The organism is Kineosporia sp. NBRC 101731, from assembly GCF_030269305.1.
Taxonomy (GTDB): Bacteria; Actinomycetota; Actinomycetes; order Actinomycetales; family Kineosporiaceae; genus Kineosporia.
In genome coordinates this window covers 90,115-104,896 of sequence record NZ_BSTC01000001.1, presented here as the reverse complement: position 1 = coordinate 104,896, position 14,782 = coordinate 90,115, and the positions used below count along the sequence as shown (strand labels likewise).

General features: G+C 70.1%; 13 protein-coding genes and 1 pseudogene. 11 read left to right on the top strand and 3 right to left on the bottom strand.

What is annotated here, in order from left to right; translation table 11 throughout:
• Positions 1 to 120 precede the first annotated feature (120 nt).
• A complete protein-coding gene (locus QSK05_RS00480) occupies positions 121 to 2,661 on the bottom strand; it encodes a hypothetical protein (protein WP_285592709.1) in 2,541 nt (846 codons plus the stop codon).
• A 147-nt stretch (positions 2,662 to 2,808) separates the two neighbouring features.
• Between QSK05_RS00480 and QSK05_RS00475 the strand changes: the two genes are divergently transcribed.
• Positions 2,809 to 4,071 (top strand): glycosyltransferase 87 family protein, encoded by a 1,263-nt coding sequence (locus QSK05_RS00475; RefSeq protein ID WP_285592707.1) that lies wholly within the window; start codon positions 2,809 to 2,811, stop codon positions 4,069 to 4,071.
• Between the two features lie 305 nt (positions 4,072 to 4,376).
• Here the strand turns inward: QSK05_RS00475 and QSK05_RS00470 are convergent, their stop codons facing one another.
• The gene (locus tag QSK05_RS00470; protein WP_285592705.1) at positions 4,377 to 5,432 is read right to left on the bottom strand and encodes a diacylglycerol/lipid kinase family protein; all 1,056 of its coding nucleotides are present in this window, start codon (positions 5,430 to 5,432) and stop codon (positions 4,377 to 4,379) included.
• Between the two features lie 137 nt (positions 5,433 to 5,569).
• Here QSK05_RS00470 and QSK05_RS00465 point away from each other — a divergent pair, with 137 nt between their 5' ends.
• The 7 genes from QSK05_RS00465 (at position 5,570) to QSK05_RS00435 (ending at position 10,518) form a co-directional block, all read left to right on the top strand.
• Complete coding sequence (locus QSK05_RS00465; protein ID WP_285592703.1) at positions 5,570 to 6,421, top strand: HAD family hydrolase; 852 nt, start codon at positions 5,570 to 5,572, stop codon at positions 6,419 to 6,421.
• A 52-nt stretch (positions 6,422 to 6,473) separates the two neighbouring features.
• Positions 6,474 to 7,286: an SDR family oxidoreductase gene (locus QSK05_RS00460; RefSeq protein ID WP_285592701.1), complete on the top strand. Its 813-nt coding sequence runs from the start codon at positions 6,474 to 6,476 to the stop codon at positions 7,284 to 7,286.
• A gap of 84 nt (positions 7,287 to 7,370) precedes the next feature.
• Entirely contained in the window at positions 7,371 to 7,535 is a 165-nt protein-coding gene (locus QSK05_RS00455; protein ID WP_285592699.1) for a hypothetical protein, read from the top strand.
• Positions 7,532 to 8,164, top strand: coding sequence for a PRC-barrel domain-containing protein (locus tag QSK05_RS00450; RefSeq protein WP_285592697.1), 633 nt, complete (start codon positions 7,532 to 7,534; stop codon positions 8,162 to 8,164). Before QSK05_RS00455 ends, QSK05_RS00450 begins: the two co-directional genes overlap by 4 nt.
• A complete protein-coding gene (locus QSK05_RS00445) occupies positions 8,161 to 8,595 on the top strand; it encodes a PRC-barrel domain-containing protein (RefSeq protein ID WP_285592695.1) in 435 nt (144 codons plus the stop codon). The genes QSK05_RS00450 and QSK05_RS00445 overlap by 4 nt, the downstream gene beginning before the upstream one ends.
• 32 nt (positions 8,596 to 8,627) lie before the next feature.
• Positions 8,628 to 9,545, top strand: coding sequence for an MFS transporter (locus QSK05_RS00440; RefSeq protein WP_285592693.1), 918 nt, complete (start codon positions 8,628 to 8,630; stop codon positions 9,543 to 9,545).
• 4 nt (positions 9,546 to 9,549) lie between these two features.
• Positions 9,550 to 10,518, top strand: coding sequence for a hypothetical protein (locus QSK05_RS00435; RefSeq protein WP_285592691.1), 969 nt, complete (start codon positions 9,550 to 9,552; stop codon positions 10,516 to 10,518).
• A gap of 160 nt (positions 10,519 to 10,678) precedes the next feature.
• On the opposite strand, the pseudogene QSK05_RS36195 reads toward QSK05_RS00435, so the two are convergent.
• Positions 10,679 to 10,898 (bottom strand): annotated as a pseudogene (locus QSK05_RS36195) (helix-turn-helix domain-containing protein); the annotation flags it as partial.
• A gap of 138 nt (positions 10,899 to 11,036) precedes the next feature.
• Between QSK05_RS36195 and QSK05_RS00425 the strand changes: the two are divergent.
• From QSK05_RS00425 to adh, 3 genes are all read left to right on the top strand, one after another.
• On the top strand, positions 11,037 to 11,615 hold the full coding sequence (locus QSK05_RS00425) for an ATP-dependent Clp protease proteolytic subunit (protein ID WP_285592687.1): 579 nt from the start codon (positions 11,037 to 11,039) through the stop codon (positions 11,613 to 11,615).
• Positions 11,616 to 11,693: 78 nt separating this feature from the next.
• Positions 11,694 to 12,929 (top strand): GAF domain-containing protein, encoded by a 1,236-nt coding sequence (locus QSK05_RS00420; protein WP_285592684.1) that lies wholly within the window; start codon positions 11,694 to 11,696, stop codon positions 12,927 to 12,929.
• A 108-nt stretch (positions 12,930 to 13,037) separates the two neighbouring features.
• The gene (gene adh, locus QSK05_RS00415; protein ID WP_285592682.1) at positions 13,038 to 14,561 is read left to right on the top strand and encodes an aldehyde dehydrogenase; all 1,524 of its coding nucleotides are present in this window, start codon (positions 13,038 to 13,040) and stop codon (positions 14,559 to 14,561) included.
• The last annotated feature ends 221 nt before the right edge of the window (positions 14,562 to 14,782 follow it).

The following is a 14,782-nucleotide window of genomic DNA, read 5'->3' as shown; positions in this document are numbered from 1 at the left end:
CGCACCCAGGTTCGGCACAACGACCTGAAGCGGGCCGCTTCCTGCCCGGGACGCCCGGCTACCCGGCTACCCGGCGACCCGGCTGCCTGGCTGCCCTGGACGACCTTGGCGGTCGCCGCACTAACCCTTGCTGGTCTCCGGCTCCGATGTCGTCTCGGCGGGCTGGACCGGCGGGTCGGTGTCGGCGAGTTCGAGGGCTCGCACGCTGGCGGCGATGAGCAGGGGCAGTGCCACGGTGGCGGCGACGGCCGGGATCGAAGATCCGGAGTCGTTCATCGCGAACCCGATCAGCATCATCACGCCGAAGGCGATGATGCCGGAGCGCAGGACCGGCGAGCGGTCGTAGGCCACCTGCAACGGCCGCACACCCCAGGAGACCGGCCGGGCCAGCACCAGCACCACGAAGGCCACCGCGACCGGCAGCAGGGCGCTCAGGTACGAGCCGAACAGGATGCGCAGGTTCTGGGTGGCCTTGCGCCGCAGCACCGGCCACGCGTCGCCATCGATCACGGTCTGCACGAACCGGCCGAGGTGGGTGCGGTCGTCCGGGCCCCGCAACCAGTCCAGCACGCAGAGCAGAATGATCACCACGACGGTGCCGGCGGTGATGATCAGCGCGCGACGCCAGTTGACCTTGACGCCGTAGGCCAGCAGAGCCAGCACGGCGAAGGCCGGGAGGATCGCGGGCGGCCCGCCGAAGTCGCTGCCCCAGCCCGGCATACCGTCGATGATCGTGGCGGCCACACCGACGACGGCGATGGCCGCGGCAGCCGCCAGGGACCGGCCCCGACGCACCAGGGTGTCGGCGACGGCGACGGCCAGCAGCAGGGAGCCGGTGGCGAACACCGAGAACGCCGGGTTGCCGAAGCCGTAGAAGCGGCCGGCCACCACGGCCCGCAGGCCCATCATGCTGGACAGTTGCAGGTGCGAGCCGGTCATCACGTCGGCGCCGAGCACCAGCATGGTCATGCCGCCGACCGCGCCCATCGGGCCGAGGAGGGCGTGCCGCCAGGGACCGAGATGGGCGATCAGGGCCATCGGGACGACGAACAGGACGACCGCGCCGGTCAGCGCCAGGCCCGCGTGCTCGTAGCGCCACCAGGGCACCAGGTTGGCCAGGAAGGTGGCCGCGGGCACGCACGAGAACACCACGGCGACCCGGCGCAGCCAGCGCAGCAGCAGGACCCGGCGGGAAGCGACGAGGGCCTCCTCCGGGCTCCGCGACCTTCTGCGGAGCACGAGCGTGACCACCAGGTAGAGCAGTACCTGGGCGATGATCAGGCCCATGAAGAAGAAGGGAACGATCGGGTTCACCGCGGTGCCGGCCTCGTCGAGGTCGAGCAGTTTGCGGTCGCGGTCACTGTCACTCATGCCCGCCGCGGCGGGGCGCACCACCGAGCCGACCACCGAGTCGGGGGCGGCCACACCGAGCGCGGAGACCAGCGTCGGGAACAGGTCGGTGGTCTGGGCCAGGCCGTCCTGGCGCGTGGAGGAACTGCCGAGCAGCGAGTCGGAGTAGGAGCCACCACCCGGTACCGGGCCGGTGGCGGCGAGCAGCCGCAGCTCCGACTTGGTGCCGGAGTCTGCCAGCGAGGCGACGTAGACCGTTGCGGCGGTAGGCAATTCGGCCAGTACCGCTTCGAGTCGAAGTTCCAGCGCAGCGACCTGATCGGCACGGGAGGCGCCATAGCTACCCGTCAGCGCGGGCCACTCGTCATTCTGCTGGGCCGGGTCGACGATCGTGCCGAGGTCGACGGCCAGCAGGTCCGGACCGGTCGCGAGCGCAGCGTCCACGTCCGAGGCCAGGGCCTGCGGGTCGCCGGTGCCGGAGGCATTGCCCGCACCGCCCGCCCAGGCGTGCGGAGTCTGGCCGTCTTGACCGGCCAGGGCGATCGCCGCACCGGCACCGACCGCGGCGGTGTGCTGGCCGGCCGCGGCCAGGGTGTCTCCGAGAAGACCGAGCTGCGCGTCGTAGTCGTCGCTCGCCGCCTGTTGCACGTACCGGTCCCAATGAGTGACGCCGACCGCCTCACCGGGGTCGGTGACCGTCAGCTCGGGGTCGCGGCAGATCGGCTGCTTCTTGGAGACCTCCGTGTCACCGGCCCGGGAGCCGGCCGAGATCGCCAGCCACCCGTCGGTCGGGCAGGTGGTGGAACGGATGCTGCGGACGGCCAGCCAGCCGCTGGAGCCGGTGTCGAGAAGGTTCTGCAGGGCGGGTTGCCTGGCGGTGACATCGGTCCAGCGAAGGCCGCCCGTACCGAGCAGCACGACGGGGCCGGTGACGGCCGTGTCGGTGGTGGCAGCGTTGGTCGAGGCGGTGTCGGTCGAGGCGGTGTCGGTCGAGGCGGTGTCGGTCGCGGAGACCGGGGTGGTGGGGGATGAGGAAGCAGGAGACGCGGTAACGGCCGTGTCGGTCGAAGCAGCCTTGGTCTCAGCGGTGCCGAGGGCGGTGTTGCCGGCCGCGGTGTTGCCGAGGGCGGTGCTGCCGGCCGCGGTGGTGACGGCCGGGGTGCCCGTCGCCGCGCGGCCGAGCGCGGAGTGGTGGGCGTCGGCCGCGACAGCCGCTGTCGCCGACGCCATGGTTGCGGTGGACGCCACTCCGGCGACCACCGTTCCGAGTACGCCGAGGGCAGCCCACCGTGTCCGCAGTCCGAATCTCACCCGGGCAACTGTATGGGCCCCCACCGACAGCCTGGTCCGGATCACCCCCGCACCCTCGAGGTGGATGATCTTGGGCGGGTCGGCCGGGAAAGGGCTCTGAACAGGCGGGTGCGGAGAATGTCGGAGGGGCACGTCACAATCTCTTCCGTGGATACGGCTGGATCGCTGCGCAGACAAGGGCCCTGGCTGGTGCTGGGGCTCCTGGTGCTGGCTGCCTCGGCCACCCCCCTGGCCTGGCACTACCTGGTCAGCTACCCCCGGGAGAACTGGCAGGTCGATCTCGAGGTGTACCGCGAGGGCGCCCGGGCGATCGTCACCGGTTTCCCGCTGTACGACGTGCGCACGGTGCAGCCGCAGTTCCTGCCCTTCACCTACCCGCCGTTCGCGGCCTTCACCGCCCTGCCCCTGCTCATCGCGCCGTTCGCGGTGGTGGGCTGGATCTGGACGGTGCTGCAGTGCGCGCTGCTGTGGTGGACGGTGGGTATCGCCTTCCGGCCCTTCCTCCGCCGCTTCGGCCATCGTGCCGGTCTGGCGCAGGGCGTGCTGGCCGCTGGTGGCGTGTGGCTGCTGCCGGTCTCCGACGGCGTGCGGTTCGGCCAGGTCAACGCGGTGATCGTGGCCCTCTGCCTGTGGGACGTCACCCGCCGGTCGCGGATCGACGGCTCCTGGGCCGGTGGCAGTGGCGTGGGCGTGGCGCTGGCCGCCGCGGTCAAGCTGACACCTGGGGTGTTCTGGCTGTACTGGGCCGTGGCCCGGCGCTGGAAGGTGCTCGCCACCTCGGTCGGCACGGCCGCCCTGGTCACCATCGTGTCCTGGTTCCTGCTGCCCCCGGCCTCGGCCACCTACTGGACCGATGCCCTGCTCGACCCCGGGCGGCTCGGCCCGAACGGCGGCACGTCCAACCAGTCGCTGCGCGGTGTGCTGCTACGCATCGGCCCGCCCGAAGGCAGCCTGGCCTTCACCGCGGTGAACCTGCTGCTCGTGGCCGCGGTACTGGTTGCCGCCCTGCCCCTGGCCCGCCGCTTCGACCGGCTCGGTGAGCCCGTGGCCGTGGTCGCGGTCGTCGGGATGACGGCCTACCTGATTTCCCCGGTCTCCTGGGTGCACCACATGCACTGGGGCGTCGTGGTCATCGGGGCACTGCTGGGTGACGGCCGTGACCTGCGTCGTGTCGCAGCAGCCCTCGTCGGGGCCGTGCTGCTGTGGATCCGCATGCCCTGGTGGGGCGCGAACCTGCTGGCCGGCAACGAGGTCCCGAACGCCGTCGCCCGCATCGTCCAGAACTCGTACAGCTGGTGGGCCGTCCTCAGCCTCCTGGCCCTCTGGTTCCTCGTCGCCCGGAAACAGCAGTGGCCGGCAGAAGGCAACGAGCCGGCCTCCGAGGGAGAACTGAGCCCCGCGCGCACCTGATCCGGTGCGTCGCCCACCTCCGCGCACCTGGTCCGGTGCGCCGCCGATAGTCCGGATGCGCATGAGCCCAGACCGGCAGGAGGCTGGCGCTTGTGGTCGGCCGGACCCGTGTTCGGGCGGTTCCAGCCAACAGCGACCCCAGCTACTTCGTGATTGCGTGCATTCTTTGCGGCCTTCCCGCAACAAGTGCACACGATCACGCGCTGGGAGGTGAGGGGTGGGCGTCCCTCCTTGGCCGACCCCACCGACCCCACCAACTCCGGGCTGCCCCGGGAGCGGGGACGCGCGTCCGCAAGGGGTCGCTCCTACCCCGGGACCCGCACGATCAGGGCCAGTGGGTCCACCCAGGCCCTGAGGGACTGGGCCTTGCCGGCCGGGTCGCCGTCGAGCTGGGCGAACATGGGTTTGTCGGCGTGGATCTCGATCGTGCGGCAGCGGAAGTGCTCGACCGTGGCGTGGTTGCGGCGGGTCAGTACGGCGCCGACCACGGGCAGCCAGCCGGTCATACCGCGGGGCGAGACGACCACGACGTCCAGCCAGCCGTCGTCGGGGAGGGCTCCGGGCATGAGCTGGATGCCACCTTGCAGCATGCCGACGTTGCCGACCACGACGGCACGGATCTTGCGCTGCTGGACGGGGCCGTCGTCGACGCGCATGGTGACGGGGGTACGGCGGCCGCGTAGGCGGCCGGCCCCGGCGATCACGTAGGCGCCCCAGCCGATCTTCTTCTTCAGCTCGGGGGCGGTGGTGGCCATGACCTCCGCGTCGAAGCCCAGGCCGGACATCACCAGGAAGCTCTCCTGGCGGGGCGGGGTGCCGGGGGTCTCGGCCATCTCGACGTGGCCGATGTCGATGGTGCGGTTCCGTCCGGTGAGGGCGATGTGGAGGGACGACTCCAGCCGGTTGGGAGGGATACCCAGGTTGCGGGCCAGCAGGTTGCCGGTGCCGGCGGGGAGCAGGCCCATCGGGACGTTGGTGCCGGCGAGCGACCCGGCGACGACGCGGGTGGTGCCGTCACCACCGAAGGCGATGACCACCGAGGCCCCGTCGGCCACGGCCTTGCGGGTCTGACCGCGCCCCGGGTCTTCGATGGTGGTCTCCAGCCAGACCGGCGCCCGCCAGCCCAGGCGCCCGGAGAGCACCTCGATCTGCCTCCTGCGGGCGTCGTGGTCGTCCACCTTCTTGCCGTGCACGACCACGGCCGCCCGGGGCGCCTCGCTGGCACCGTCCGGGTTCTCGGTGGGACGGCTCCGGAAGAGCAGACGCCGCCGGGTCACGACCAGCGTGATGAGAACCACCACGGCGATCACGAGAACGGCGATGAGAACGACGTCCCTGAGGACATCGCTGCTGATCGACATGACGTGCACGTTATCCGGGGATCGAGCGTAGACCCGCCCAGACGCGGGGTGACGAGACACGCTGTTTACGTTGCGCTTGTCTGGCCTGGTCATCAATCGACCCCGGACCGTAACCTGAGGGCGCGTAAACTCTGCGGATGACAGACCACGTGATGGAGAACCGTCCCCGAATCGATCCAGCCGACATCTGGGCCCCGAAGCTGGTGGCGCTGGATATCGACGGCACGATCCTGGACCACGACCAGCGTCTGACCGACCGGGTCAGGGAGAGCGTGCGCGCGGTCGCCGATCTGGGCGTGCACGTGGTGATCGCCACCGGGCGTTCCTTGTACGAGACCGTTCCCGTGCTCGACCGGCTGGGTCTGGTCAACGGCTGGGCCGTCTGCAGCAACGGCTCCGTGACCCTGCGCCTCGACCCGATGGCGCCCGGCGGTTACGAGGTGTCCGACACGGTGACCTTCGACCCGTCCAGCGTGCTCACCCTGCTGCGGGAGCACCTGCCGACAGCTCTCTACGCGCTGGAGAACGGTTCCGGCGAGTTCCTGCTCACGGCTCCCTTCCCGCCCGGTGAGCTGGAGGGCCCGTACACCCGGGTCGCCACGTTCGAGGAACTCTGCGCCGAGAGCGCGTGCCGGGTGGTGGTGCGCAGTCCCGAGCACACGTCCGACGACTTCCTGGAGCTCACCCGTTCGATCGGGCTGCACGGTGTGAACTACGCCGTGGGCTGGTCGGCCTGGCTCGACCTGGCCCCGAACAGCGTCAGCAAGGCCAGCGCCCTGGAAGTCATCCGTGGTCGCCTGGCGGTGGACGCCGACGCCACGCTCGCGGTGGGCGACGGTCGTAACGACATCGAGATGTTCGCCTGGGCCGGCAAGGCGGTGGCCATGGGGAACGCGACAGACGACGTGAAGCCGCACGCCGATCTGGTCACCGGCACGGTGGCCGACGACGGACTGGCCGACGTGCTGGAGAAGCTGCTGGAGCGTTAATTCGCTCGCCACCTCCCGCGACCACGGACAGGATCGCCGTGGAGGTGGTTTCGTGACGCAGCACGAGGGAACGCCCGGGGACGCAGGGTCCGGCGACGCGCACGGGCGGCCGGTCGCCCTGGTCACCGGGGCCGGACGGCTCGCCGGGATCGCGGCGGGCATCGCGGTGCGGCTGGCCGCGGACGGCTTCGACGTGGCGACCACCCACTGGTCGCCCTACGACGAGCGGATGCCTTGGGGAAGGCAGCCGGCGGACGTCGAGAGTCTCGGGGAGAGCCTGCGGGCGGCGGGGGCGCGCACGCTGGCGGTGGAGGCGGACCTCAGCCTGCCCAGCACGCCCGGGGACGTCTTCGATGCGGTGAACGAGCGGATGGGGTCGGTCACGGCCCTGGTGATGTGCCACGCCGAATCGGTGGACTCCGACCTGCTGAGCACGAGTGTGGAGAGCTTCGACCGGCACTTCGCGGTGAACACCCGGGCGTCGTGGCTGCTGGTGCGCGAATTCGCGAAGCGGCTGGAACGACGGGAACGACAGGACGGCAACGCCCGCATCATTGCCCTCACCAGCGATCACACCACGTTCAACCTGCCCTACGGGGCAAGCAAGGGTGCGCTGGACCGCATCGTGCTGGCCGCGGCCCGGGAACTGGCACACCTGCGCCTCACCGCGAACGTGATCAATCCGGGGCCGATTGACACCGGCTGGATGAGCGACGAGCTGCGGCACGACCTGACGGCGAAGACCCCGGCGGGGCGCCTCGGGCAGCCCGGGGACACGGCCTCGCTGGTCTCGTTCCTCTGCTCGCCCGATGGTGGGTGGATCAACGGGCAGCTGCTCTGCTCCGACGGCGGGATCAACAGCTGAACCGGCTCTTCAGGATGCCGGGACGAACGGATCACGCGAGCATGGGGGCATGGCGCGTTTGCGCCGGTGAGATAGGAGTTCGCCGTGGATGTGTGGCAGTGGCTCGTGCTGGTTCTGGGGGTGCTGGTACTGCTGACAGCGGTCTTCTACGGCATCCAGGCCAGAAGGCGTAAGGGAAGCGTGCTGGCGCAGCGTTCGCGTGGCAGCCGGCCCGGTAACCCGTCCAACCCGCCGGGAGGTCGGTCATGAGCGTGCTGCTGCGCGCCGCCGATCTGGTGAAGCGCCCCGTGGTCACGCTGGCCGGTGACGACATCGCCCAGATCAAGGATGTCGTCTACTCATCGCTGTCCGGTGAGCTGGCGGGCTTCACCCTGAACGGCCGGGGCCTGTTCGCCGGGCCGTTGAAGAAGACGCTGCCCTGGGCCAACGTGCACGGTCTGGGCCCGGCCGCGGTGATGATCGTCGACGAGAGTCACCTCGCCGACCAGCGCGCCTTCGACGGCGAACTGGAGGGTGCCGGCGGTGTCGTGCTCGGCTCGGTCGTGCTCACCCAGGGCGGACGCAACCTCGGCACGGTCACCGACGTGGTGCTTTCCGTCGATGAGAAACGAACGGAAGCAGTCGGTTACGAGATCCAGCCGAGCGACAAGACGGCGCCGCGGCGGCAGTTCGTACCGCTGCCCGACGCGCTCTCGGTCTCGGGCGAGGCGCTGATCCTGCCCGACACCGCCATCGACTTCATCCGGGACGACCTGGCCGGTTTCGGTGCGGCGGTGGAGGAGTTCCGGGCCCGCCTGGGGCCGCACGCCGTCCGCCCGGCCGAAGCACCCGCGCAAGGCCGTACCGAAGAACAGACCACCGGGGAGCTGCCGCAGTGATCAGGTTCAGCGACATCTCGGGTAACCCGGTGATGGACACCTCCACCGCCACCACCGTGGGCCGGGTCGAGGCCCCGATCATCGATCCGGTCGCGCGCAAGGTGGTGGGCTTCCGGATCCGCAAGAGCGCGGGCCCGGGCAGCGTGCTGCTCTGGGGCGCACTGGCCGGTCTGGGCCCCGACGCCCTCACTGTGAACTCGGTGGAACGACTGGCCGCGCCTCCGGACGAGCTGAAAAGCCGTTCGGGAAAGAAGCTCGACGTGCTGAAACGCCGGGTGCTGACCGAGCACGGCCACCCGCTGGGCAAGGTGAAGGACATCGAGTTCGACCCGGCCGACGGGCGGGTGACGAGCCTGATGCTCAAGGACAGCTTCGTCGACGGTGGACGACTTCTCGGAATCGGTCAGTACGCCGTGGTGGTCACTGGCTGACTTTGCGCTTCGCGGTGGCTACCGTCGGTGTCATGGGGGTTGACCCGGAGGAGCAGGTCGCGGTCCTGCAGGCGCGCATCCACGATCGGCTCGCGGATCTGCATGCGATCAGCCAGGAGGTACGGGTCGGGCCGGGCCGGCCCGGGAACGGCCCGGACGAAGAACATCAGGGCGCCGAGGGGCAGGCCGACGACGTCTACGAGATCGACCTGACAGACGGCATCGATCTCACGGACAGCATCGACCTCACCGACAGCATCGACCTCACCGACGCCCGCCTCGACGAGGCGGGCGTTGAGGACGAGGACGACTGGCCGGACGGCGCGTACGAGGACAGCTACGCAGAAGACGACGATCTGCGTCACGCCGAGTCCGGTGACCTGCTGGAGGACAACTCCCGGTACCACCACCGGCCGAGGTCCGGCCCGGGCGGGGACAGCGGTGCCCGGCTGCGGAGAGACCGGGCCGGGGAAAGAAGTCCCGACCGCAGGCCCAGCCTGCAGGACGCTACGGACGCCGTCATCGAGGCCACCCGCGAGCTGATCAGCTACGAGCGCCGTCTGCCGCTGCTGCTCGACGCCGAGCCCCGCCGCCAGAGTCTGCTGATCGTGCGCTGGTCGGGTCTGGTGGCGGCGGCTGTGGCCCTGTCCTTGCTGGTAGGACCTCTGGTGGCCGCGTTGCCGCGCTGGTGGGTGCTGCCCGGCATCGCCAGCGGCGGAGCGGCCTGGCTGCTGCTGCGGCTACCCGTGCACCCGCCAGGCGACCGGCACCAGACGTTGCGGCCCGGCGCCGTCGTGGTCGCCGCCGGGGCCCTGCTCACGGCGTTCTGCGCGGCGGCGCACCTGCCGGCGTTCGTCGTGCTGCTCGGCATTGTGGCCATGGCCGCAGGAATCTGGCACGCCCAGCAGACACCGGTCCGGATCGGGGCCCTGCCCAGGAGGTTTCGCTGACATCATGGCCGTGATCAAGCCCCGCTCCGCGCCCGACACCGAGCTCCATCACGCCGTGGTGCAGTTGCGCCACGACGTGGAAGACCTGGGTGATGCGATTTCCGACCTGCCTCACCGCTTCGGCACTCTCAGCTCGTCGCTGGACGAGGTGAACAACACCCTGCAGCAGGTCGAAAGGCGCTCGCTGGAAGCTCAACTCGCGGCCCAAGACCTGGCTGCGCTGGTGAAACGGCTGAACGCCCGGGTGGAATGGCTGGAGCGGAACATCCGCCTGCAGGCCGAGGTGCCCGAGGTCGAGCTGGACGCCCTGGACCGGCGGGAGCTGGAACTGGCGCTGATCGCCGAGGAGGGGCACCTGGCCAAGGCCGGACTGCTGCAGCCGGCCGGACGTTCCTCGCTGGAGGCCGCCGTCGCCGCCCACGCCGCGGCCCTACGGCAGCACGCGCACCACCGGGATGTGGTGCTCGAGACCTCGGCGGTGCTCGCGGACTCCCATCGTGAGGAGCCCCGTCACGTCGCGGCCGCGGAAGAGTTCGAGATCGCGGTGGCGGGGATGACCGAGACCCGCACCCGCATGCATGACCTGGCGGCCCCGGCGCTGGAGGCCGCCGAACTGCTCGCCGCCGACGAGGAGAACCAGGTGGCCGTGGCCGACGTGGTGACCGAGGGGGAGCGGGCCTGGTCGGCGTTGCAGAACCGGTTACGCGTGCGGATCGCCGACGCTGTGGGCGGCGGGGCCCTGCTGCCCAGCTGGTTCACGTCGGTGCTCGGCCCGATGCCCGCTGCCCAGGACACCCGGGCCTGGATGGACGTGGCCACCAGCCTGCTGGCCTACCGGGCCACCTACGCGGTGACCGATCCCATCCTGGCCCTGGGCCTGCCCCCGGTCGACGGGGAGAATCCCCGCCGCCGGGCCTGGTACCACCAGCTCAGGCGACAGTTCGACGACCTGGACCGCGCCGCCACACCGTGACCACGCGTCTTCCATGCTCAGGCCGCCACCATCGAGACCGAATGCAGAACCGCCCCACCCGACCCCGACAACGAAGGACGCGGGGCCAGTTCGGTCTGGGAGAGCGCGGAGAACCCGATGGTGCGGGGTTGCGACGCCAGCTCGGCGAGACGCTCGGTCTCCAGCTCGAACCGGACCTCGGCCAGCAGATCCATCAGGTCCAGGCCCAGCGCCCCGCAGATCGACGCGAGTAACTCGGACGAGGCCTCCTTGCGGCCGCGTTCCACCTCGGACAGGTAGGGCACCGATACCCGGGCGGCCTCGGCGACGTCGCGCAGGGTGCGCTCCTGGCCGAGCCGGATCCGGCGTAGAACGGTCCCGATCAGGCCTCGCAGCAGCATGGCACCCTCCTCAGGCGGTTGCCCCCAAGCCTACGGCGCAACGCCGCCCGGATTGAGCTCCGGCCTGTCTGCCCGCAGCAGATCTCCCCGCGGCCGAATCACTGGAAGCCGGGTGCCGGAAGGGCCGACGGTGAAGGCATGACCGATGAGACCGCCACCGTGCCCGGCAATGCCCAGGTACTCGCCCGCCTGCTCAACGAGCGGATCGTCCTGCTCGGATCCGAGGTGCGCGACGAGAACGCCAACCAGATCTGTTCCCAGCTGCTCCTGCTCGCGGCCCAGGACCCGGACCGCGACATCTCGCTCTACATCAACTCTCCCGGCGGATCCGTCGACGCCGGGATGGCGATCTACGACACCATGCAGTTCATCAGCTGCGACGTCTCCACCACGGTGATGGGGATGGCCGCGTCGATGGGGCAGTTCCTGCTCACCTCGGGGGCCCCGGGCAAGCGGTTCGCCCTGCCGCACGCCCGGGTGATGATGCATCAGCCGCACGGCGGGGTCGGGGGTTCGGCCACGGACATCCGGATCCAGGCCGAGCAGATGATCAAGATGAAGCAGCAACTCGCCCGGCTCACCGCGGAGCACTCCGGCCAGCCCCTGGAGCGGATCGAGGCCGACGCCGACCGTGACCGCTGGTTCACGGCCACCGAGGCGGCCGAGTACGGCCTCGTCGACCGGGTGCTGGCGCATCCGGGAGTGCCCCGAACCTGAGCACCGGTCGGCGCGCTACGGGAAAATGTCCCGACCAGGCTGATGCGCTGGTGAGATGGCTCACTTACTATCGGCGACATGTCCTCGATGAAGCGGATCGGAGCGCTGGCGGCGGTTCACGAGAACTTCCTCGCAGCCCCCACCTCGCCGCTGCCGGATCTGATCCGGCCGGTCGTCGCCGACAGCTGGCGTCGTTCGCTCGCCCTCGGCGTTGATCCGCAGAGTGAGGCCGCCCCTCTGGACATGCCCGAGAACGAGCTCGCCGACTACCGCGCCAATCATCCGCTCGCCGCGATGATGCCGCTGATCCGGCGTCTGCTCACCGACGACGCGGACGAGGCCGGTCACATCGTGGCCGTGGGTGATGCCCTCGGCCGGCTGCTGTGGGTGGAGGGTCACCACCGCCTGCGCAGCCGGGCCGAGAACATGCAGTTCGTCGAGGGATCGCTGTGGAGCGAAGGAGCCGCGGGTACCAACGCCCCCGGCACCGCGCTGGCCCTGCGGCGCCCGGTGCAGATCAGCGCGGGCGAGCACTTCGGCCTGGGCGTGCAGTCGTGGAGTTGTGTGGCCGCCCCGGTGCACCACCCGCTGACCGGTGACCTGCTCGGCGTCATCGACCTGACCGGCGGTCCGGACGTCGCCGGACCCCGCACCCTGGCACTGGTGCGGGCCTGCGCCGCCGCGGTGGAGGCCGGGCTGCAGCTGCGCACCACACCGGTGGCCGCGATGCCGGCACCCCGAAAACCCGCAGCCCGCCTGAGGCTGCTGGGCGCCAAGGCCGGCACGATCGAGTTCGACGGCCGCAGCGTCGACCTCTCACGCCGCCACACCGAACTGGTCTGGCTGCTGGCCAGCGCCCCCCACGGCCTCTCCGCCCAGGCCATCGACGTCGCCCTGCATGACGAGGGCGAGCACCTCATCACCGTTCGGGCCGAGATCAACCGATTGAGAAGGGTTCTCGGACCGTCCCTGCTCTCTTCCCGCCCCTACCGGCTGAATCTGCCGATCCAGACCGATATCGCCCAGGTGCGCGAGGCCCTCGCCGAAGGCCGGGTGGAGCAGGCGCTGGAACAGTTCACCGGCAGCCCTCTCCCCGGCTCAGATGCCCCCGGAATTCGTTCCCTGACCGACGAATTCGTCTGCGAGGTGCGGGAGGCCGTGCTCGCCTCGGGAAGCGCCGCGGTGCTGGAACGCTGGGTGCGTCTGTCCGAGGGCAGCGACGACGCCGCGGCCTGGCAGGCCCTGGTCCGGATCCTGCCGGCCGGGTCGCCCCGCCTGGCGCTCGCCCGGGCCCGACTGGGCCGACTGGGCTAAAAGCCCTGCTGACAACGTCGGTCCGCAACGTCGCTGCAACCTTCGGGGACTTAGCGTCGGCCCCAGCTTCGGTCCAACGACGGCCCGAAGAAGCGTCGGAGGTTATCCATGGCTGTCATCGCAGCGCCCGGCCAGCCGGGCAGCCCCACCACTTACGCCTCTCGCTACGACAACTGGATCGGCGGGCGCCGCGTCGCCCCGGTCAAGGGTCAGTACTTCGAGAACCCCAGCCCCGTCAACGGAAAGATCTTCTGCGAGATCGCCCGCGGCACCGCCGAGGACATCGAGCTCGCCCTCGACGCCGCACACGCCGCCGCGCCGGCCTGGGGCCGCACCTCGGCCGCCGAGCGCGCGAACATCCTGAACAAGATCGCCGACCGGATGGAACAGAACCTCGAGGCGCTCGCCGTCGCCGAGACCTGGGACAACGGAAAACCGATCCGCGAGTCCCTGGCCGCCGACCTGCCGCTGGCCATCGACCACTTCCGCTACTTCGCCGGTGCGATCCGGACTCAGGAAGGCTCGATCAGCCAGCTCGACGAAGACACCGTGGCCTACCACTTCCACGAGCCGCTGGGCGTGGTCGGGCAGATCATCCCGTGGAACTTCCCGCTGTTGATGGCGGTCTGGAAGCTCGCGCCCGCGCTGGCCGCCGGTAACGCAGTGGTGCTCAAGCCGGCTGAGCAGACCCCGGCGTCGATCATGCACTGGATCGACCTGGTCGGTGACCTGCTGCCCGACGGGGTGCTGAACATCGTCAACGGGTTCGGCGTGGAGGCGGGCAAGCCGCTGGCCTCCAGTTCCCGGATCAGCAAGATCGCCTTCACCGGGGAGACCACCACCGGTCGGCTGATCATGCAGTACGCCAGCCAGAACATCATCCCGGTGACCCTGGAGCTGGGTGGCAAGAGCCCGAACATCTTCTTCGAGGACGTCGCCGCCCAGAAGGACGCCTTCTACGACAAGGCGCTCGAGGGTTTCACCATGTTCGCGCTGAACTCCGGCGAGGTCTGCACCTGTCCCTCACGCGGGCTGATCCAGTCGAGCATCTACGACTCGTTCCTGGCCGACGCCACCGAACGCACCAAGGCGATCGTGGCCGGCAACCCGCTGGACACCGACACCATGATCGGCGCCCAGGCCAGCAACGACCAGCTCGAGAAGATCCTCTCCTACTTCGAGATCGGCAAGGCCGAGGGGGCCACGCTGGTCACCGGGGGCACGCGGGCCGACCTGGGGGGTGACCTGTCCGGTGGTTACTACGTGACGCCGACGATCTTCACCGGTGACAACTCGATGCGGATCTTCCAGGAGGAGATCTTCGGGCCGGTGGTCTCGGTAACGAAGTTCGACAGCCAGGACGAGGCGATGAAGATCGCCAACGACACGCTGTACGGCCTGGGAGCCGGGATCTGGTCGCGGGACATCAACACCGCTTACCGATTCGGGCGCGGCATCCAGGCGGGCCGGGTGTGGACGAACAACTACCACGCCTATCCGGCAGCCGCGGCGTTCGGCGGTTACAAGGGCTCGGGTATCGGCCGCGAGAACCACAAGATGATGCTCGACCACTACCAGCAGACGAAGAACATGCTGGTCAGCTACTCCCCGAACAAGCAGGGCTTCTTCTGATCGATGGACGCGCACCCCGGGCCGGGCTGGGCCGGCCCGGGGTGCTGGGGCGCGGGACTGCGGACGCGCGCCCGGGGCGGAACGGCTGCCGGCCATGTCCACGTGGGATGGTCGGCAGCCGGTTCCGGGGTGACACTGGCCGAAGGAGGTGGCGGACATGACTGAAAGTGCCTCGCTGGAGGCTCAACTGGCTGATGCGGGGAAAGACGACCCGTACACCC

What these genes read in the sequence shown, in the direction of transcription:
- QSK05_RS00435 (WP_285592691.1), top strand. Translation starts at nt 9,550, where the DNA reads ATGGCCGTGATCAAGCCCCGCTCCGCGCCCGACACCGAGCTCCATCAC.
- QSK05_RS00450 (WP_285592697.1), top strand. Translation starts at nt 7,532, where the DNA reads ATGAGCGTGCTGCTGCGCGCCGCCGATCTGGTGAAGCGCCCCGTGGTC.
- QSK05_RS00465 (WP_285592703.1), top strand. Translation starts at nt 5,570, where the DNA reads ATGACAGACCACGTGATGGAGAACCGTCCCCGAATCGATCCAGCCGAC.
- QSK05_RS00470 (WP_285592705.1), bottom strand. Translation starts at nt 5,432, where the DNA reads ATGTCGATCAGCAGCGATGTCCTCAGGGACGTCGTTCTCATCGCCGTT.
- QSK05_RS00420 (WP_285592684.1), top strand. Translation starts at nt 11,694, where the DNA reads ATGTCCTCGATGAAGCGGATCGGAGCGCTGGCGGCGGTTCACGAGAAC.
- QSK05_RS00440 (WP_285592693.1), top strand. Translation starts at nt 8,628, where the DNA reads ATGGGGGTTGACCCGGAGGAGCAGGTCGCGGTCCTGCAGGCGCGCATC.
- adh (WP_285592682.1), top strand. Translation starts at nt 13,038, where the DNA reads ATGGCTGTCATCGCAGCGCCCGGCCAGCCGGGCAGCCCCACCACTTAC.
- QSK05_RS00425 (WP_285592687.1), top strand. Translation starts at nt 11,037, where the DNA reads ATGACCGATGAGACCGCCACCGTGCCCGGCAATGCCCAGGTACTCGCC.